Origin of the sequence: Streptomyces zagrosensis (assembly GCF_014203645.1) — a bacterium.
Taxonomy (GTDB): Bacteria; Actinomycetota; Actinomycetes; order Streptomycetales; family Streptomycetaceae; genus Streptomyces; species Streptomyces zagrosensis.
The window spans coordinates 12871-32457 of sequence record NZ_JACHJL010000032.1; the positions used below are offsets into that span (position 1 = coordinate 12871).

Annotated in this window: 12 protein-coding genes and 1 pseudogene; 9 read left to right on the top strand and 4 right to left on the bottom strand. The window is 68.8% G+C overall.

Annotated features, from left to right (window positions below; genetic code table 11):
* Nucleotides 1–145: 145 nt before the first annotated feature.
* The 4 genes from FHS42_RS33990 to FHS42_RS34005 all read left to right on the top strand — a co-directional run bounded on the left by FHS42_RS33990 (nucleotide 146) and on the right by FHS42_RS34005 (nucleotide 3677).
* Nucleotides 146–439, top strand: coding sequence for a DUF503 domain-containing protein (locus FHS42_RS33990; protein WP_184579834.1), 294 nt, complete (start codon nucleotides 146–148; stop codon nucleotides 437–439).
* 191 nt (nucleotides 440–630) lie between these two features.
* Nucleotides 631–1155 (top strand): 30S ribosome-binding factor RbfA, encoded by a 525-nt coding sequence (gene rbfA / locus FHS42_RS33995; RefSeq protein ID WP_184579836.1) that lies wholly within the window; start codon nucleotides 631–633, stop codon nucleotides 1153–1155.
* Nucleotides 1152–2054, top strand: a complete 903-nt coding sequence (gene truB / locus FHS42_RS34000; protein ID WP_184579837.1) for a tRNA pseudouridine(55) synthase TruB — start codon at nucleotides 1152–1154, stop codon at nucleotides 2052–2054. The genes rbfA and truB overlap by 4 nt, the downstream gene beginning before the upstream one ends.
* Before the next feature lie 633 nt (nucleotides 2055–2687).
* Nucleotides 2688–3677 carry a bifunctional riboflavin kinase/FAD synthetase gene (locus tag FHS42_RS34005; protein WP_184579839.1) on the top strand — a complete coding sequence of 330 codons (990 nt, stop codon included), beginning with the start codon at nucleotides 2688–2690 and terminating at the stop codon, nucleotides 3675–3677.
* Between the two features lie 340 nt (nucleotides 3678–4017).
* Here FHS42_RS34005 and FHS42_RS34010 read toward each other — a convergent pair whose 3' ends face one another.
* Nucleotides 4018–7623: a MinD/ParA family ATP-binding protein gene (locus FHS42_RS34010; protein ID WP_246495808.1), complete on the bottom strand. Its 3606-nt coding sequence runs from the start codon at nucleotides 7621–7623 to the stop codon at nucleotides 4018–4020.
* A 253-nt stretch (nucleotides 7624–7876) separates the two neighbouring features.
* On the opposite strand from FHS42_RS34010, the gene FHS42_RS34015 reads away from it, so the two are divergent.
* Entirely contained in the window at nucleotides 7877–8179 is a 303-nt protein-coding gene (locus FHS42_RS34015) for a hypothetical protein (protein ID WP_184579841.1), read from the top strand.
* A 23-nt stretch (nucleotides 8180–8202) separates the two neighbouring features.
* On the opposite strand, the pseudogene FHS42_RS38880 reads toward FHS42_RS34015, so the two are convergent.
* The 3 genes and pseudogenes from FHS42_RS38880 to eccE all read right to left on the bottom strand — a co-directional run.
* Nucleotides 8203–8277 (bottom strand): annotated as a pseudogene (locus FHS42_RS38880) (SCO5717 family growth-regulating ATPase); the annotation flags it as partial.
* A gap of 307 nt (nucleotides 8278–8584) precedes the next feature.
* Nucleotides 8585–9289: a hypothetical protein gene (locus FHS42_RS34020; protein ID WP_184579885.1), complete on the bottom strand. Its 705-nt coding sequence runs from the start codon at nucleotides 9287–9289 to the stop codon at nucleotides 8585–8587.
* Between the two features lie 617 nt (nucleotides 9290–9906).
* Nucleotides 9907–11232, bottom strand: coding sequence for a type VII secretion protein EccE (gene eccE / locus FHS42_RS34025; RefSeq protein WP_184579843.1), 1326 nt, complete (start codon nucleotides 11230–11232; stop codon nucleotides 9907–9909).
* A 472-nt stretch (nucleotides 11233–11704) separates the two neighbouring features.
* Between eccE and eccB the strand changes: the two genes are divergently transcribed.
* The 4 genes from eccB to FHS42_RS34045 all read left to right on the top strand — a co-directional run bounded on the left by eccB (nucleotide 11705) and on the right by FHS42_RS34045 (nucleotide 18039).
* Entirely contained in the window at nucleotides 11705–13279 is a 1575-nt protein-coding gene (gene eccB / locus FHS42_RS34030) for a type VII secretion protein EccB (RefSeq protein ID WP_184579845.1), read from the top strand.
* Between the two features lie 327 nt (nucleotides 13280–13606).
* Nucleotides 13607–14914, top strand: coding sequence for a type VII secretion-associated serine protease mycosin (gene mycP / locus FHS42_RS34035; RefSeq protein ID WP_184579847.1), 1308 nt, complete (start codon nucleotides 13607–13609; stop codon nucleotides 14912–14914).
* A gap of 817 nt (nucleotides 14915–15731) precedes the next feature.
* Complete coding sequence (locus FHS42_RS34040; RefSeq protein ID WP_246495809.1) at nucleotides 15732–17177, top strand: outer membrane protein assembly factor BamB family protein; 1446 nt, start codon at nucleotides 15732–15734, stop codon at nucleotides 17175–17177.
* A gap of 376 nt (nucleotides 17178–17553) precedes the next feature.
* The gene (locus FHS42_RS34045; RefSeq protein ID WP_184579851.1) at nucleotides 17554–18039 is read left to right on the top strand and encodes a DUF2563 family protein; all 486 of its coding nucleotides are present in this window, start codon (nucleotides 17554–17556) and stop codon (nucleotides 18037–18039) included.
* Nucleotides 18040–19587: the final 1548 nt, after the last annotated feature.

The window sequence follows — 19587 nt, forward strand, 5'->3', positions numbered from 1 at the left end:
GGTCGGCCGGGTCCCCTCTGCCGCCCCAGCGGCGGCGGAGGGAAAATCCCAGTCGATCGGCCCCGGCCGTTGCGTGTACGGTGCTGGTGTCCCTGCCAAGCAGTGGCGGGGAACTACCCCGGACCGGCGGGTTAACCGGACACACATGTATGTAGGGACCTTGTCCTTCGATCTGCTCCTTGGCGACGTACGGTCGCTGAAGGAGAAGCGCTCCGTCGTCCGCCCGATCGTCTCCGAGCTGTACCGCAAGTACGGTGTGAGCGTGGCGGAGGTCGGAGACCAGGACCTCTACCGCAGGGCCGAGATCGGTTTGGCAGCCGTCTCCGGCGACACGGGTCACCTCACGGACGTGCTCGACCAGTGCGAGCGCTGGGTGGCCGCCCGGCCAGAGGTGGAACTGCTTTCGGTGCGCCGGCGGCACCACGGTGACGATGACTGATCGCCACCGGCGGGGCCGCGCCACCACCACTGCTGGCCGCCACGGAGCCCGCACGGGTCCCGTGGGGCCCGCCTCACTGCGGCGCCACCGCGGGGCTACGGACTATGCCGCTCGGCGACGGGAAAGCCAGGTGGGCGGCGAGCCGAGCCCGACGACTTGATACGTGAACCGAAGAAGAGAGAAGAAGACGCATGACCGACACCGCGCGGGCACGCAAGCTAGCTGACCGCATCCGGGTCGTGGTCGCGGAGACCCTGCAACGGCGCATCAAGGACCCGCGGCTGGGCTATGTGACGATCACCGACACTCGGGTCACCGGCGACCTGCGGGAGGCGACCGTCTTCTACACGGTCTTCGGCGACGAGGAGGAGCGCACCGCGTCGGCCGCGGCGCTGGAGAGCGCCAAGGGCGTACTGCGCTCCGAGGTGGGCCGCCAGACCGGCGTCCGATTCACACCCACCCTCACCTTCATCCCCGATGCGCTGCCCGACAACGCCCGCACCATCGACGACCTGCTCGCCAAGGCGAAGGCGGCGGACGCGCAGGTACGAGAGGCGTCCGAGGGGGCCGCGTACGCAGGTGGCGCCGACCCGTACCGCAAGCCGGACGACGATGCCGATACTGACACGGACGCTGACACCGCCGAAGATGCCGACGCCGACGCCGTGCAGCCCCATAGGGGCGAGGACGGCAGCGAGGGCACCACAAAGGCATGAAGCGAAAGGGAACCGGCCCGAACGGGCTGGTGATCGTAGACAAGCCGGCCGGCTTCACCTCGCACGATGTCGTGGCCAAGCTGCGCCGCTTCGCGGGGACCCGGCGTGTCGGGCATGCCGGGACGCTGGACCCGATGGCGACCGGTGTACTGGTCATCGGCGTGGAGAAGGCGACCCGGCTACTCGGCCACCTAGCGCTCACCGAGAAGGAGTACGCGGCGACGATCCGGCTCGGCCAGAGCACCGTCACCGACGACGCTGAGGGTGAAATCACCGCGTCGGCAGGCGCCATCGGTGTGGAGCGAGCGGCCATCGACACGGGTGTCGCCAAGCTGACCGGCGCCATCCAGCAGGTGCCGTCGAAGGTGAGCGCCATCAAGATCGATGGCAAGCGGTCGTATTCGCGGGTACGAGAGGGCGAGGAATTCGACATCCCGGCCCGCCCCGTGACCATCTCGACCTTCGCTGTGCACGAGGTGCGCCAGGCCGTTGCCGAGGACGGTACGCACGTCACCGACGTCGACGCCACCGTCGTCTGCTCCTCCGGTACGTACATCCGCGCGCTCGCCAGGGACCTTGGCACCGACCTCGGTACCGGGGGGCACCTCACCGCGCTGCGCCGCACGCGCGTTGGCCCATACGGGTTGGACGGGGCGCACTCGCTGGAGGAACTGGAGACGTCGCTTACGGTGCTGCCGATCGCCGAAGCCGCGGCAGCCGCGTTCCCGCGCTGGGACGTGGACGCCGAACAGGCCCGACTCCTCGGCAACGGAGTGCGGCTGCAAGGCCCGGAGCTAGGGACCGAGGAGCCAATCGCGGTCTTCGACCCCGAAGGCCGGTTTCTGGCCCTCATCGAAGAACGGGACGGCAAGACGAAGAGCCTGGCGGTCTTCGCATAGCGGCCGTCGCCGAGCGAGATCTTCGCCGAAAGCCCTGTGCGAGGGTGCTACGCCACCCCCCAGGCCAGTCTGAGAGGCCATGCCGCCGGCCCCGCCACGCTACGGGGACCGGCGGCTTCACGCCCGTCGGGCCACCAGCCGCCGCTGGCCGGGAGACCGGTCCGTGGCCGTTGGCCTGGGTGCGCAAGAAGCGGTCTGTCCCGGCTACGGCCCGCCGACCTCTCTCACCCGGGCAAGCGGGCTCTCCTCGGCACATGCCGTCTGGAGCGAGACCCTTGCTGGGCCCTAGCCCCTAGCCCCCAGCCCCCAGCCCGCCGGCCGGGGGCTGCGTGGTAGGCCGTGGGCACGGGGGCGCGCCCACGGGGCACGGAGCCCCATCGCACCACGGGGCGTGGGGCACGGGGCACGGAGCCCACCGCCCCGCAGGCCACGGGGCCACGGGGCACCGGGCCGCGGACCGCGCCCGTGCCATCCAGCACGGTGCACGGAGCGTCGCGGATCATTAGGGGCCCGCAGAGCATGGAGTACGCGGGATGGGGCGTGTGGGTGGGTGATGCCAGGCCCGGTCGGTGGGCATGGCAGTCTTAGACCTGCGTAGTGGACAGACAAAAGTTCGGGCGAGGAGCGGGCACAGTGCAACGCTGGCGTGGCTTGGAGGACATCCCCGAGGCTGCATTCTTCGGGCCTGGAGGACGCAGCGTCGTCACCATCGGCTCGTACGACGGCGTGCATCGCGGACACCAGCTGATCATTGGCCGGGCCGTTGAGCGTGCGCGTGAGCTCGGTGTGCCCGCGGTCGTGGTCACCTTCGACCCGCATCCGAGCGAGGTCGTGCGCCCGGGCAGCCATCCCCCGTTGTTGTCCCCGCACCATCGGCGCGCCGAGTTGATGGCAGAGCTGGGGGTGGATGCGGTGTTGATCCTGCCTTTCACGGCGGAGTTCTCGAAGCTGCCGCCGAGCGAGTTCGTGGTGAAGGTTCTCGTCGATAAGTTGCGTGCCTGCATGGTCGTCGAAGGCCCCAGCTTCCGCTTTGGGCACAAGGCTGCCGGGAACGTGGACACCCTCAAGGAACTCGGTGGGACCTACGACTACGAGGTCGAGATCGTCGATCTCTACGAGCGGGGCGCGGCGGGCGGCGGCGAAGCGTTCTCCTCGACCTTGACCCGCAAGCTGGTTGCCGAGGGCGACGTGGCAGGTGCCATGGAGGTCCTGGGGCGTCCGCACCGTGTGGAGGGTGTCGTCGTACGGGGCGCGCAGCGGGGGCGTGAACTCGGTTATCCCACCGCGAATCTGGAGACGCTGCCGCATACGGCCATCCCGGCCGATGGGGTCTACGCCGGTTGGTTGACGGCGGACGGCGAAGTGATGCCCGCAGCCATTTCGGTGGGGACGAACCCGCAGTTCGATGGCACGGAGCGGACGGTGGAGGCGTACGCGATCGACCGCGTCGGGCTCGATCTGTACGGCCTGCACGTGGCCATCGACTTTCTCGCGTTCCTGCGGGGGCAGGAGAAGTTCGACTCCGTCGAGGCGCTGCTGGAGCGCATGGCCATCGATGTGAAGCGGGCACGGGAGCTAGTGGGGGAGTACGACAGCGGTCGGGAACGCTCCAAAGCCCCGTAAGCCCCGCAAGCCCGGTAGAGGAGCGCGCAAAGCCCCGGGCGTGTGCAAGGCCCCGCGTGTATGCCGGAAAGCCCCCCAGGGCGGCCGGCCTCCCTAGGGCGCCAGGTAGCCCTCCAAGAGCGTTGAGGCCCCGGAGCAGGGAACCGTGGCCCGTGTCGGCGGCCGTACACGCGCAGCAAGCGGCGCGAGCGGCGGTCGGCCGAGCCCGATCAGGCGGTTGGATCAGACACGGGTGTTCACACAGGCTGTACATCGACGAGGGCCCGCACCGTAGTTGTCGTCAAACGGTGCGGGCCCTCGTCGATGGGCCTGCCAGCGTGCTGGTCGGCCGTCGCTCCCGTTACTGCTGCGGGGCGGCAGGTGGCTGGGGCCAGCCGCTCTGATCGGCGTTTTGCTGGTCGGTTTGGCCCGCCTGCTGGTGCGGGGCGGGCTGGCCCGGCTGGCCGGTCTGCGGGTAGCCGTAGCCGTACGGGGCTGGTTGACCCTGCTGGGCCGCGGGGAGGGCCGCAGGCTGGACGGCGGGGCGCGGTTTGCCCGCAGCGTCGTGCCCGGTGGCCTGTGCGTACTGCTGGGCGTCGGCCTGACCGGGCTGGGCCGCCGGCGGCTGGTGCTGCCAGCCCTGCCCCTGTTGCTGCCCCGGCTGGTGCGGGTATCCCTGCTGCGGGGGAAATGGCTGGGCCTGCGCCTGGTGGGGCGGCTGGCCCGGGGTGTAGGGCCCTGCGTGCTGCTGCCCGTAACCGGGCGCCGACTGCTGCCCCATGGCGGGCGGGACGGCCTGCTGGTGACCCGGCAGCGGGGGCGCTACGTGCGGAGGGTGGGCGGCGCTGCCGTCCGTCGTCCACAGGCCCTGCTCCTGCTGGGCCCGAGTGAAGTCCTCGGCGACCAGTGCGGACAGCTGGAAGTACGCATCGCGGGTCTTGGGCCGCATCATGTCCAGGTCCACCTCGGCGCCCGCCGCTAGGTGTTCGTCGAACGGCACTACGACCACGCCACGGCAGCGCGTCTCGAAGTGCGACACGATGTCCTCCACCTTGATCATCTTTCCGGTCTCGCGGACTCCGGAGATGACGGTGATGCTGCGCGATACGAGATCGGCGTAACCGTGCGCGGAGAGCCAGTCGAGCGTGGTGCTGGCGCTACTCGCGCCATCGACCGAAGGCGTCGAGATGATGATGAGTTGGTGCGCGAGATCGAGCACGCCGCGCATGGCGCTGTAGAGCAGCCCGGTCCCGGAGTCGGTGAGGATGATCGGATACTGCTTGCCGAGTACGTCGATGACGCGCCGGTAGTCCTCGTTGTTGAAGGTGGTGGAGACGGCCGGGTCCACATCGTTGGCGAGGATCTCCAGGCCGGACGGGGCCTGTGAGGTAAACCGCCGGATGTCCATGTAGCTGTTGAGGTACGGGATCGCCGTGACCAGGTCGCGGATGGTCGCCCCCGTCTCGCGCCGAACCCGGCGCCCGAGCGTGCCGGCGTCTGGGTTGGCGTCGACGGCGATGACCTTGTCCTGCCGCTCGGTCGCGAGGGTCGCGCCGAGTGCGGTGGTCGTGGTCGTCTTACCGACGCCGCCCTTGAGGCTGATGACCGCGATTCGGTAGCAGGACAGCACCGGCGTACGGATCAGCTCCAGCCTCCGTAGCCGCTCCGCCTCCTCCTTCTTGCCGCCCAGTTTGAAGCGTGAACCAGCCCCGCCACCCTGCTTCTTCGGCTTCTGCTTGGCGCGCAGCAGCCGGTCCGAGGAGAGCTCCACGGCCGCGGTGTAGCCCAGTGGGGCGCCCGCTCCGTGCCCCGTGCGCGCTCGCTGGTCGGCGGGCGTGGTGGGCCACTCTCCGGACCGTGGGTCCATCGGCGCGATGCCTTGTGGCTGCGCGGGAGCGGCCCCGTGTCCCGGTGCGAAAGAGGCCGCCGCTAGGGGGTGCTGGCCGGGCGTACCTGACTGGGCCTGCTGCTCGGGATAGCCGGGTACGCCGGGCTGAGGCTGATCGCCACCGGGCGTTGCGGGATGGGGGAACCCGTAGCCTGCGTGCGGCGCGGCGCCCTGGCCACCGGCCGCGGGAGCTGGCTGTGCGCTCGGCGCTCCGGGCTGCGGGAAACCGTAACCGTCCTGCGGCACGCCGGGCCCCGCCGGACCGGGCTGGCCTGTGCGTGGTGCGTCCATGGTGGGCGGCTGGTGCCCCGCCGCACTCGCCGTGCCCGGGATGGCGTCAGTGGGCTGCGGGTATCCATAGCTGGCCGGCGTCGCCGCCCCGTAGGGGGCAGCAGGCGCTCCAGTCTGTTGGTGCGCGGATACGGTGCCGGGCTGCGGGAAACCATAACCGCCCTGCTCCCCTGGCATGCCGTTCCTGGGGTCGTAGGCAGGCGCTCCGGGTGCCTGGGCTGCCCGCGCTCCGGCCTGGGGCGTGTGCTGCTCATCGGATGTCCCGTCCCCGGACGGCTGGGCGCCAGGTAGCGGGGGCACCGCGCCGGGCGCGCTCTGCTGCGGGTAGCCGTAACCGTCTTGTTGCGGCACCGCGTGGGGACTCTGGCGCTGCTGACCCGGCGGCGGCGCGAGACCGGGTTGGGCCTGCGCGTGGGAGCTGGGCGGTGCCCACGGGCCCCCCAGCGCCCCCGGTGCGCCGGCGCCTTGCGGCGTCGCGTCCTGCGGAGCGCTTCTCCCTGCCGCGCCACCCTGCCCTGCCGCACCGGTGAAGCTGTTGTGCGACGAGCCCCACGGCGGCCCCACAGGGGGCGGCGTGGCGGGGCCATTGGTCGCCCTGGGCGCGGAGTCGGAGTGGAGGTCGGGTTGACCAGCGGTTGACGCAGCGGGCTCGAAATTGGGTGGCAGCGGGGGGAGCCCGGCGTGTGGAGCGGCGGGAGGGGGCCACGCCCCGGCGGGAGGGTCGGTGGCGGTGTACGGGGGCGCCGGCGGCGCATTTGGGGGCGCCACGCTGTGTGCTGCGGCGTCTTGTGGCCCGGCGTTGCGCGGCGTCGTGCCAGACGGTGCGGTGGGCGCGGCGTCGGACGGTGCAGCGCTGTTCGGCTCGTTTGCGGCGCCTGTCGCATTCGGCCACGGGGCGCCGTCACCGGCACCGGCACCGGCGCCGTCAGCGGTACCGGCGGTACCGGCAGCACCGGCGGTACCGTCCATGTTCTGCCCACGCTCCACCGCCTCGTGCCGCAGTGCCGCAGTGGAGAACCGCACGGTGCCTTGGCCACCGACATCATCCGCACCGTTACGGGGAGAGTCGGCGCCTACGGCGGGCTCACCCTGCTCGCTTGGCGAGGCCTCTCGTACGTCCGCCGCTGTGTCGTCACCTGTCCCGGTCTGACGCGCCCTCTCGCGCGCCGCCGACTCCGCGATGTCACGGTGCAGCGATGCGGTCGAGAACCGGATCGTGGAGTTGCTCGGAACGTCGCGCTCAGGGGCCCCGTTGGCGGCGTTCGCATCCGTGGCATCCGTGGCATCCGTGGCATTGGGGCGGTCGGAGCCTTCCGATGCGTCGGTGGTGGGGCCGGGTGCGGAGGGCGCCGAACCTGCATCGGAGCCGCTACCACCACGGCCCGCGGACGCGTTGCCTCCGCCCGAGACCACGTCAGGGCCGGCAGAGACAGAATCGGAAGAGGAACCAGCATCCACAGCCGACGAATCCGCCGCGGACCCCTCCGCGAGGGCGTCATCGCGGGTTGACCCGCTTGCGGCCGGATTGTCGGCCGTATTGCCGCCGGCAGACGCTGCGTCGCTCGCGCCGGCCGACGAGTCCATGGCGCCCACCGTGGACACCTTGCCCTCGTTGCCTGCTTTAGGGGCTTCCACTCCCTTGCGTACGTTGACGCTGGAGCCGTCCGCGACCGCACTAGTGGTGCCGCTCACCGGAAAATCGGCCCCGTCAGCGGCTTCCGCGAGGTCCGACAGCCTGGACGCGTCGGCCACCGAAGCGGACTCCGAGGTTGCGTCCTTCTCGCCCAAGCCCGCATCGTCGGTGTGCGATCCAAAATGGGCAACTAGACCGGAACCGGAACCGGAACCGGAATCTGAACCTGAAATGGAATTTGCCCCGAGGCCTCGGACGGAACTTGTGGCGGCACTTGTGCTTGCTCCGTGGTCGGCGTCTGTGGACGACGCTGCGTTGGACGTGTGTGCCGCCCCCGCGTCCGAGGCGTTTGGCTGAGCACCGGCAGGAGTAGTTGCGTCCATCGAAGGCCCCGTCGCCGAGTGTCCCGTGGGCGTGACGGCGGGCGGCGACCACGAAGGCTGGTACGCATCCGGCTGTGGCAGTTCCGGCACCGGGCTGCCGGTCGGCGGAGGAGTCACTGCTCGTCCGGACGGCGGGGCCAAGTTGTATCCACCGTCCGCCGGGGGCGTCGTGGGTGAGGGCGGGATGGCCGCCCATGACGAGGAAGACGCCGAACTCGGGGGCGAAGGGGGCGGCGGCGTTGACGAAGCAAACGGCGACGAAGGCGACGACGAAGAGGAAGGTGAAGAGGACGCAGCGTTCTGCGTATACCAGGCGGGCGGGGTGTAGTCGATGGTGAACTCGCCCGTGTGCTCGGCGTCCGCGTCGGACTGATCCTCGCCCGGGTTGGTTCCGCCCGTGCGGATCTCGTCCCGATCGCTGCTCACAATGCCTCCTGCTGGTGTGGTCGAGCACCCTTGACTATCCCGGCGGGCCGACCGTTCCCGACCGTTCCCGTCGTACGACCGCTCGGCTTTCCCTCATGGGGACGCGGAGTCACCACCATTGGGTTCTCCGTACTCCACACCAAGACTAATCACCATGAGCGCAACAACGGCAGGCCCGCCCCCTGGCCTCTGCCTTCCCAAGGGGAACCGGCAGTGTACGTCTGGCGATCGCTGGTCAGTGTCCTGCGTCGGCTTGGCTCACGGGTCGGGCCCGCTGCGCTGACACTTCGGTCACTGCACTCACGTGTCAGTCCACGCGACGCGGCGCGCCCAGTAACCCCGTCTCGGTATCCGTTGCATGCGTCGTCACGTACTGCCGTGAACGTCGCGTACACCACAAAGTGGCCCAATCGGGAAGCGATGACAGCGCGTCCACATCTGCACGCGGTAGCGCCAACACCCGGCCCACCTCAGCCGCCTCATCGGGCGAGACTCGCTGAATGCCCACCAGGTCGGCCTGTTCCAGCAGTCGTGGAGCCACCGGGCTGACGTACGGCAGCAGTGTCAGGACCGACTGCCAGGGTGCCGACGCCACCCGGCCCCTCGGCGGGCGCATCCCGCAGTCGCGTACCACGAGTACGGGGCCGCGCACCGATGGTCCTTGCGGCGCTACCCGGCCCACCTCGTGCGTCACCATGCAGGGGTGGCCACCACCGGCAGCCTGCACCAAAGCGGCCCAGGACTGCGCACGCCCCGTCTCTACGGCCACGCGCACGCCGGTACCCGCCACCCGCAGCGCGAGAACCTGCGCGGTCCATAGGCCACCGACGAGCACTACGTCAAAGGGAGCCGGGCGACTGAGGCCGAGCGTGACGGGGCGCTGTTGCTGGTCGGTGCCAATGACCACTCCGTCGTCCCCGATCGGCAGTGCCAACGCGGCGAGTTGCCCGGCGCGCAGTACGTGCCGGTCGCGGCGCGGACCGATCAACCCGCGACCCACTCTGGCGCGGATTTCTCGCCCCGCCCCGGCGGGTGCCCCGCCGGTGGGAGTGCTGCCCCCCGCTGGTACGGGTCGCGGTGCGGCCGGTGCTGGAGGTGGTGCCGTTGGTGCCCGCTGGCCCGAGGAGGGCGTGCCGAACCCGGCAAGCGGGGGAGCGGGCGCCGCACGGGAGTCCGCGCCAGGCGGACCGTACGGCGTACCGGATATCGAACCGGGCGCAATCGGCGACGGCGCGCCCTGCCCGCCGGTCACACCGGTCCCACCCACGGCGCTGCCACTGCCAGTTGTGCCGGGGCCCCCGGCTGCCCCCGGCGTGCGCCCAGTCGCGTGCGCTCCGGCAACCCCCGAAGCGCCCGGAGCGCCGAAGGAGTCCGGACCGCCAAAGGAGTTCGGGGCCGCACCGAAACCCACCGTGGCGCCGCCCTGCGCGCCGGGCGCGTGCGCGCCGTTGTGGCCAGTGGGCGCGCCAGCGGGGTGTGTGCCAGCACCGGGCGCACCAGGCGCACCAGGTCTTCCGGAGTCGATGCCGCCGGCGGCCGAACCTGCGGCTGCTCTGGGCGCCCCGTGGTGCTGACCCGAGGCGTGCGGCGGGTGGCTCGATGCGCCGGGCGTGGGCGGCGGCGTACTCATCAGCGGGTCCCTCCGAGCGGCAAGGTGGCAAGCACACCGGGGACCTGCTCGCGATCCAGCCGGATGAGACCGGCCTTGGCTTCGCGCGCCGTGCGCTCCAACTCCCGACGTGCGTTCACTAGCTCATCGTCGCTGCGCCCCGTGAGCCGCACATGCCCGCTGATGACGGACTCCTGGTTGCCGCCTCGGCTGAGGGTCAGGCTGAACGTCGTCGCCAGCACCGGGACGGCCGTCAGCAGCGATACCAGCCGTGGCAGCGGCGTCGCACTCGCCCCCAGCTGGGGCCAACGCCCCACCCAGTACGTGGTGTGCCGGCGATCATCACAGCGCCAGGTGCGCGATGTCTCAACGGTGCGTCGCGCGGGCGTGCCCGAAACATCGCTGGTTGCGGCCACGATCGGGTTGGCGCATGCGGCAGCGGCCACGGCCGCGATGAGTTCACCCTCAGACAGCACGGCCGCCCGGAAGCCTGCCCCTATCAGTTGACTGGCCAACTGGTCGGCGGCGCGCAACAGGCATCGCTGGGACCCACTCAGCCCGCCGCCTCTGGCGGCGACGGCCTCCGGGCAAAGCTCTGGGTCGAGCTTCAGCGCGATCCAGGTCACACGCAGGGCGGGCGCGCCCGTCAAGGCTTGCAGCGGAGCGTAGTTGCGTATGGCCACCGCCTGCTGCGGGAGATGCGGCGCAGGGGCTGGCTGGGTGTGCTGTACGACCTGCGCGGACTCTAGCCGTATGCCGTCCACGTCCATGCCATCGCGCAATAGCCCAAGCGGCAGGGAACGTTCACCACCAGGCGGCCGAAGTCCATGGTCGGCGGCCTCCAAGCGCAGCACGGCGGTCAGGAACGTACCGTCACCAATCATGCCGACGTCGCGTCGCGCACGGCCGGTGAAAGAGTAGGTACGCAGCGCCGGTTCGCATTCCAGCACCGGGACCAGTCCGGGATCGGTGCCTACGGGGACGCGGTCGGCTGCTGCTCGTCGCACGCGCCGTCGCAGTGCGAGCGCGGTTGCCAGCCACTCCGGCAACGAGCGTCGCCGTCGCCGCACCAGAGCGAGCAGTACCAGCGCGGCTGCGATGGCCGCGGCGGGCGCCAGCAGCAGCGTATCGGCGACCCACGCTATGAGCAGTACGGCAGCGGCGACTTCCACGAGCACGAGCTGGCGCAGCGGGAACGCGCTGAAACCTCCCGTACGCGCTGCCGTACGCGGCACGGCCGTTGGCGCGGCGCGCGGTCCAGCCGGTGCGCTCGGCCCCTGGCCCGGTGTTCCCGCAGTGGTCGTCCCGGCTCCTGCCGCTCCACCCGCGACCGCTGATCCTGTCATCGCCCCCCACCCCGCACTCGGCCCCTATCCTCACGTCTGCCATGCGCCTGACCGGGCCCATGGCTCTGGTCCAGCGCCCGTCCGCCACTCCAGCCCTGCTGACGACCCAGAGCCAGGCCCACCGCCATGTTCCCTAGGGCGTAGGCGCGTTGGTAAGGCCCTGAAGGCGCACGAAGGCACGAACAGGCCCTACGAGTCATGCCGTGCCCCCTCACGCCGTGCGACCGGAAACGGTCCACCCCGGTCACTTGACAACCCCCGCATCCACGCGCCGTTGCCGCGCGCACACCGACCGTAGACCGTAGCGCCCCTTCCCCCAAGTCGCGGGCCGTCCAACCTTGCACGGAGTGACCCGCACGTAACGCACTGAACGCTTACCGGCATAGTAGGGGCCCGGTCTGACAGCGGTGGTCCGGAACCGGGCCTTGGCCGCGCGGCCAGCACCGTTCAGCGTGGGGGAGGAACAAAGGCCATGGCATCGCGGCGGGATGAGCTCAACGCGTACACCTTCGCCAAAAAACGTATGGTCGCTGCCTTCTTGCAGCCCACACCCGCTGGCACGGAGGAGGGAGCGCCTCGTGCACTGCGCGCAATTCTGCCCGGCGCCATCATCGGCGCCCTGATCCTCGCCGGTTTCGGGGCATGGGGCATGTTCAAACCCAAAGCCCCGAAGGGCTGGAACGAACCGACGACCAACGTCATTATCGGCAGCGACTCCACCACGCGGTATGTGGTTCTTGAAACCAATGGCAAGGCGCAACTCCATCCCGTCCTCAACCTCTCTTCGGCCAAGCTGCTCTTGAACCCAAGCAAGGGCAAGGTCATCAAGGTTGACGAAAAAGTGCTGGACAACGGGAAGATTCCGCACGGCCCCACCATTGGCATCCCGTACGCGCCGGATCGGCTGCCCGGCGCGAGCGACGCGGGCAGGACCAAACGGTGGGCCGTATGCGAGCAGCCGGGTGGGCGCGGCAGCACGGTGCAGAAGGCGACGTTCGTCCTAGCTGACCGCGAGACGTCCAAGGTGGAGGGGGAGCGGCGGCTGCGCGCAGGCCAGGTGATGTACGTACGCGCCCAGAACGGGGCGCGCTACCTGGTAGACGGCAAGGGCGCCAAGTACCTGATCGGCGGTCCCAACTGGCGCCACCGGTCGGCTGACTACGGCTCCGCGTACGACAAGTTGCTGCTGCGCACCCTGGTCGGCAACAGGTCGGCACATCCGCAGAGCGTCACCGACGATTGGCTCAAAACGCTACGCGACGGTGCCCCGATCACCTTTCCTCACCTTCCCGGCACCGTGGCCGCTGACGCGGGTATCGAGGGGCTGAGCGACGACGAGAATCGCGTGGGCATGGTGCTCAGTGCGCAGACCGGCACCGGGCCCCAGCGGTACGTCGTCCTCGCGGACAAAGTGCTACCCGTCTCGGACTTCACTGCCGAACTCCTGCTGAGCTCACCGGAAACGGACGGCCTGAACCAGGCGGGGAAGGCCAAGGACGTCGATGCTCAGGCGTTCACCCCTGAGGGCGCTGAGGACGCCTTCTACGGCGACCGCGCATGGCCGAAGGCGAAGGCCGTGCAGGTCAACTCTCTTGGTGGCGAATCTGGCCGCGACACGGTGTGCAGTGTGCTGCGCGATGTGAAAACCGACGGTTCTACGAAGCTGAGCACCTGGGCGGGCGAGAGTTTCCCCGCGACGGTCGCGGAAGGCGGCAGCACCACCTACGTCACTCCGGGCACTGGGCTGCTCTACCGGGAGATCCGGGGCCACCACTCCACGTCCGGCTCGCTCTTCCTGGTGACCGACACGGGGCTGCGATACGCGGTGCAGACGAACAACGACAGCAGTTCCGAGGAGAGCGCGATCGGCACGGACGGCAAGCCGAAGAAGCCAAACGAGCAGAGCCAGCGCGAAATTGACCAGGCACGCATTCGCCTCGGCTACCAGGACGTCAAACCGGTACGCGTGCCCATCGAGTGGTCGTCCTTCCTGGCCAAAGGCCCGCGCCTGGATACCAACGCAGCACGCCAGCCACAGGGCGCATAGGAGCGGGGCCACACGGGGCGCGGGGCGGGGAAGGCTGAGGCGCGCGGCACGGAGGGAGACGACGGGGCACGGAGCACGGAGCACGGAGCCACGGGGCACGGGGCACGGGGCACGGGGCACGGGGCACGGAGTATGCGGGGAGGAAGGCGAGGGACGGGGTACGGGGCGAGGAGACAGCAACGGGGCGGCGGGGCGTGGCGGATGGGGCATGGCGCTCAGTCGTAGATGTGAGGCTGCGGGACGTGTCCTGCGGCGTGCCAAGCGACAGGCGCGGCGGCGGACATACGCGGTGTGGGCACGAGAACTCCGGAGAGGGACCAAACGACGATGTGGACGACGCGCCAGGCGACCAGGTCGGCGTCAGTGTTGGCTGCTGCGCTGCTGACAAGCCTCAGCGCGATACCTGCCGCCAGCGGGACGGCAGCCGTTGCGGGGGCGCTGGTACGAGATGACCAGGTGCGCCTGGCCGCCGACGGGGAGCTCGGGGCCGCACCGGTGCGCGGCATTGGTCTGACTCCGAACGGCGGCGGCGAATGCACGTACCCGATGAAGAAGCAGTTCGCTCCCCGACCTTGGGCACTTCAGCGCGTTGCGCTCGACGAACTGTGGCAGGAGACGCAGGGCGAGGGCGTAAAGGTGGCGGTCATCGATACCGGAGTGGACGACGTGAACCCGCAGTTGGCGACGGCAGTGGAGGAGAAAAGCGGCCTCGACCTGGTGACCAAGGGGAAGCGAAAGGACCCGTCGGCCGACTCTGTGGGGCACGGCACGAAGGTTGCGGGGATCATCGCCGCCCGCCCGCGAGCGGGTACCGGCTTCGTTGGTCTCGCTCCTGAAGCAACCATCATCCCGATCCGGCAGAACGACGAGAAGGCCACGGGTACGACAAAGACGATGGTCGTGGCCATCGAGCACGCGATCGCTGAGGGTGCCCGAGTCATCAACATCTCGCAGGACACGACCAAGCCCCTCTCGCATCATTCGGATTTAGCCATGGCAGTAAAAAAGGCGCGGCAGAACGACATAGTCGTCGTGGCGTCGGCGGGCAACGACGGTCTCGACAACAAGGTGAAGGAAACCTATCCGGCGGCCTACGAAGGCGTGTTGGCCGTGGCCTCATCCGACCGCAACAACGAGCGAGCCCCGTTCTCTCAACGTGGCGACTTCGTCGGTGTGGCGGCACCAGGCGTAGACATCGTCTCGACGGTTCCCGGAAACGGACAGTGCGTCGATAACGGCACCAGCTTCTCCGCCCCGTACGTAGCCGGGGTCGCCGCGTTGCTGCGTGCGAAGTACCCGGATTGGGAGGAGCACGAGGTCGTCGCCTGGATCAAGCAGACCGCCGATCGGTCGATCAACGGCCGGGACAACAATGTCGGTTGGGGCGTAGTTGACCCCGTCCGGGCTCTCAGCGGTAGGACCAGGCCCGTCTCGGCCCCCACTCCGGATCGGGCACCGGGCCAGCAGAGCGCCCCGGAGCCAGCGCGCCTCACGTTCGGCGAGACAGCACAAGAGCGACGCGAGCGGTTGGCCACCTACGCACTGGGAGCCACGGCCGTGACGGTCGCGGTCATCGTCGGCACGGCGATCATCTTGCGGGACCGGCGCCGCCGCGGCACCGAGCACCGCGCTTAACTCGGGGCCCCGTGCCCCGTGTGCCGTGCCCCGTGCCTCGGCCGAGCATTGACCCTGTGCTGCACCCGTGGCTCTGTGGCAATTGTTGGGCCTGTGCTGCCCCGCAGGCTCCGCCCCTCGCAGGCTCCGTCCCTCGCGTGCTCCGTGCTCCGTGCTCCGTGTCCCGTGCTCCGTGCCGACGGTGGGCGGCGTGCCCCGTGCCCCGTGCCGCGTACGTCATGCGACTGGTTCTGTCCGCCGGCACCGCGTCCCTATGCCGCGAACCGGCGTGCACGAGTACGTTACGGAGGCGAATAGCAGGCACCACGATGAAGCGGATCTTTATCGCTGAGATCTGTGACCTGCTACCTCATCAATGGGTTCTTGGCTGGTAATGGTAGAAAGAACCCCCGCTCGATGGTCATTGCATAGTGGGCTCTGCGACCGATTCGCTCCTTTTCGGGGGAAAGCTCGTCCGAATTGCGGGAGGAGGCTGATCGGTTGGCGGACCCGCGTAAAGAGGTAGGCGCCGATGTCGCAGCCGCCGCAGCCCCCTAACCAGCCGCCGCCTGCCGGCTTCGGTGCGCCGCAAGAACCGTCACGGGGCGGCTTTGGCGCACCTCAACAGCCCGCCGGTCCGCCCCCCGTGCCTCCCGTGGGGCCGCCATCGCCGGTTCCGCACGCTCCGCCCGCGGTCACACCGCCGCAGGCGTGGGGTGGTGCCAGTGGATACGCGCAGCACCCAACGCAGCCGAACCCGTACGCGCAACAGCCGCACTACGGCTACCCACCGCCCGGCCTGCCGCCCTACGGTGCGCCCGGAATGGGTGGGCCAGGAATGCCGGGGCCTCCCGGCGGCGGCCAGGATGGCCAGCGCAAGAAGCGCATGGCGATCATCATCGGCGCGGCGGTGGCGGTCGTGCTCGCGGCGGGCGGTGGCGTGTGGGCCGTGGTGGGGGGTGATGACGGCGACAAGGAACCCAAAGCGCATCGCAGCACTGAGCCCAAGAAGAAGGAGTCGGCGGAGCCGACCAAGGGCTCGGAGGGAGAGTCTGCCCCTCCGGAAGAAGAGGAGCTCGACCCGAACGAGATCCGCCAGGATGGCGAGGCGAAGGTTCTCTTCCAGACGCCAGCCCCCAAGGTCACCCGCAGCGGCGTGGACGTCCCTGGCTTCTGGGTCATGGACGGATATGTGGTGAAGACCGTCCAAACGAAGGTCGTTGCTTATGACAACAACGGCGAAGAGAAGTGGAACGTCCCGCTGCCGAAGGCCGTGTGCGCGGCTCCTACCACAGCGAATGACGATGGCAAGGTCGTCATCGCGTACGAGGGGCGCAAGAAGGACGAGTGCAGCCAACTCGCTCTGATTGACCTAACGGCAGGAAAGAAGCTTTGGGACAAGCCGGCCCCCGAGGGTGGCTTGTTCGGCGAGGGACACAACAGCCTGGGTATGGCCCAAAGCGGCAATGCGGTGGGGCTTTCCTGGTTCGGTGGCTCCGCCATGGTGAGCGTCAAGGACGGCAGCGAGATCGAGGCCCCGGATTTGACCGCCTCGTGTTCCGTCAAGGGTTGGGCAGGCGGCAAGGCCTTGCTGCGCGCGTACTCCTGCAACGACGGCACCGCCAAGCTGCAAAAGGTGGACCCGGCTACGGGAAAGGCCACATGGGCGTACCCGGTGCGTAAGGGGTTCGACGTCGCAAAGGTTTACTCCACCAACCCGGTAGTCATTCACCTCACTGACGAGAAGCGGAAGTCAGGCGGCATCATCGCGATCAAGGAGGGCGGTCAGGAGCGTGCCGTCCTCGATCTCGGAAAGCAGAGTTACCAACCGGACTGCGGCATGGACATCTTCGGTAGCAGTATGGGTGGTTGCCAGGGTGTCGTGGCATCGGATGACACGTTCTTCCTGCCGACCTCGCTGGGAAAGAGCAGCACGTCAGGGCTCACCACTGAGATCCACGCCTTCAGCCTTGATACCGGCAAGAAGAAGTGGGAATCCAAGGTTGCTGGCCGCATGATGTCCCCGCTGCGTATGGATGGCAAGAACCTCATCGCCTATCAGGAACCCACATACGACAAGGCTGGAGCGATCGTCAGCATCTCTCCGAGTGGCGGAGAGCCGAAGAAAACGGAGCTTCAACTCCCCGCCGCCACCAGGGAAGCGGAGGATGGCTTCTATCGCACGCGCCGCATATTCGACGAACAGGGTCGCTTCTACATGGCTTCTGAACGACTGACCGGCGACGACGAGAGCGAAAAGCTCATCCTGGCCTTCGGCCCCTGACGAGTTCGGAGAAACCTGCCTGACCCAATAGAGGGGGCGGACGCCAACTGGCGTCCGCCCCATCCGCGTTGCTGGCGAGGCCCCGAATGCATGGGACGGGTTGCGGTCCGGCAGCGAGAGCGGCCGGCATGGTGTGGAGCGAAGTCCCAGGCAGAGGAAGCGTGGCGCCCCCGCGGGCGTACCTCACCGCTCAACAGCGCTATTCACCCGTATGGGGGACTTTCAGGTCGTTGGTGATAGCGCTGTGACGTGCCACATGGCCATCCTCAACGGCGGGTAATCGATGGCTTGTTCAGGAAACGTCGCGCGCGATGTCGCTCGGAGTGGTTAGAGTGGCACGCGACGTCATCTACGCCGTACGGGGAGGCGGAGTCGGATGAGTGAACAAGAACAGGGCAGTGGCCGTGGTCCAGGCGACAGGCGGGGTGGGGCTGATCTTTCTCGCGAGGCCGAGACCCTGAGCTACTTCAAGGGCAAGATCGACAAGATTCTTCACGACCTGGAGTCGTCTCCGGCCGCGAAAAGCAAGATCAGCGATCAGACCATTACGCGTGCGGCCTACGGAACGGGTTTCAGCGCGGCGGACGATCTCGCGAGCATGTACGACAAGGTGCATGGACGGCTGGAGAAGTTCTCCCGGACCCTCGGCGAACAGCTCGAAGCGCTCGGCATCGCCGTGCAGATCGCAGACCGCGGCTACGACGGCATCGATGCCCAGCAGGCCGCGCGGCTTCAGCAGATCCAGCGCCGTACGCGTGCGGACTACAAGTCGATGAACGAAGACCAGCCGATCGAGCACGGGACCGGGTCGGTGGACACGGCGAGTGGCGGGACTGGCGGCTCCGGCTCGGACTTCAGGTAGGAGAAGAGAGGCATGGGGAGCGGGGAATTTGAGGGCCAGACTCTTGCTGGCCTGCACGCGATGCTGGCAGGTGCTGATCCAGCCAAACTGGCGAACGCGGGGAACGCGCTTGGTGATGCGGGTCCGAAGATCACGGAGATCGGCACCTACCTGAAGAGACACGCCACTCGCGTCGAGTGGCGCGGGGACGGTGCTGACAACTTTCGAGAGTGGGCCAGTTATTTCGCTCTGGAGGTGACGCGCTTGGGGCAGTTCACCGGCGCCGTTGGTAGTCACATGATCAATGCGGGCCAAGCGCTAACGGAGGCAAAGGCGTCCGTACCTAAGCCCGTTGATGCGGAAAAGGCGCATGGGGACCCCGATGCCGACAAGGCACACATCGCTGACGGGACCATCAAGCTTCAGCAGGCCATACACCAGATGGAGCGACTTTCCTCTTACTACAGGGCGGCCAAGGAGGACCTTGAGGCCGAGCGTGAGCCTGAGTTCAAGCCGTTGCCGTCCAAAGACCCGGTCGATCTACCAGAGAGAGCAATTTGGCCCAATGCGACTTCACCGACCACGTCCGCACCTCGCGTGGAGCTGAACGGCCGTCCGGAGTCTGCTTCGGTGCATGGTCCGAACGGAAATGCCAGCATTCCTGTTGTGCATGGTGTGGACCCCGGCGGAGGCCCAAGTCGCCGCGTAGGCATGGATATCGATGCGGTTGACGGCTTGCCACATGCTGTCCGCGACTCTCCGCAGTACGTTCCCCCATCCACGGAGCCGACGGGGCCTTCGGCGCAACCGTTCCCCATGGCGCCTGCCCGAACGGCTCCTGTCGGACGGCACCGTGGACCGAGCCTTCCAGAACTGGAACGCACGTCCGCCTCCCGTATGCCTGACGCTGGTTCCACCGGGCCGGTGCAACCGATCGTGCGAGCGTCGAAGCAGACGCCCAGTACACCAGGGGTTTCGGGTGGCTACCTGCATAATCCCAATGGCTCGCTTGGGCAATCTCGATTACCACGAGGGCTAGTTATGGGAGAAGAGCGCGCCCCTCTGGCAAGGGGAGCTATGACCGGTAGCCCCTCGGGGGCGGGCGGAGCGCCTACTGCGGGTGGTATACCGGGGAATAGACGGAGCTACGAGCCCGGCAGCCCTAGTGGCGGCCCGCAGGCACGCGGCTCGGAGACTCCATCGGCAGCGCATCTTCAGCGAGGAGTGGTTGCTGGGGAGGAGCGGGGCGCGTCGGCGCTGACCAGAGGGCCAATCTCGGGAGCAGCGGGCGGCATTCCCGCAGGGCCCCCGGGCGGCATGAGAGGGCCCGATGGCGGGAGAAGGGGGCAGGGGCTGGCGATCGAGCCGGGAGGCACGGTCGCAGACCGCCGCACGGGCTCACCGAGCCGCGCTGACTTCACGCCTGGCGGAGCTGGGTTGGTTCGGGGGTCAACCATCGCGCCGGCGACACGACAGCGCGCTCAGCGGCCTCCTCAGCCGACTCGACTCGAGCGAACTGACGAAGGTGATGTGTGGCCCCTGGGGCGTGACACTGTCCCTCCAGTCGTC

Bases quoted from the DNA above. Each gene is read 5' to 3' on its own strand.
- FHS42_RS33990 (WP_184579834.1), top strand. From the start codon at position 146: ATGTATGTAGGGACCTTGTCCTTCGATCTGCTCCTTGGCGACGTACGG.
- rbfA (WP_184579836.1), top strand. From the start codon at position 631: ATGACCGACACCGCGCGGGCACGCAAGCTAGCTGACCGCATCCGGGTC.
- truB (WP_184579837.1), top strand. From the start codon at position 1,152: ATGAAGCGAAAGGGAACCGGCCCGAACGGGCTGGTGATCGTAGACAAG.
- eccE (WP_184579843.1), bottom strand. From the start codon at position 11,232: ATGACAGGATCAGCGGTCGCGGGTGGAGCGGCAGGAGCCGGGACGACC.
- eccB (WP_184579845.1), top strand. From the start codon at position 11,705: ATGGCATCGCGGCGGGATGAGCTCAACGCGTACACCTTCGCCAAAAAA.
- mycP (WP_184579847.1), top strand. From the start codon at position 13,607: ATGTGGACGACGCGCCAGGCGACCAGGTCGGCGTCAGTGTTGGCTGCT.
- FHS42_RS34040 (WP_246495809.1), top strand. From the start codon at position 15,732: ATGCCGGGGCCTCCCGGCGGCGGCCAGGATGGCCAGCGCAAGAAGCGC.
- FHS42_RS34045 (WP_184579851.1), top strand. From the start codon at position 17,554: ATGAGTGAACAAGAACAGGGCAGTGGCCGTGGTCCAGGCGACAGGCGG.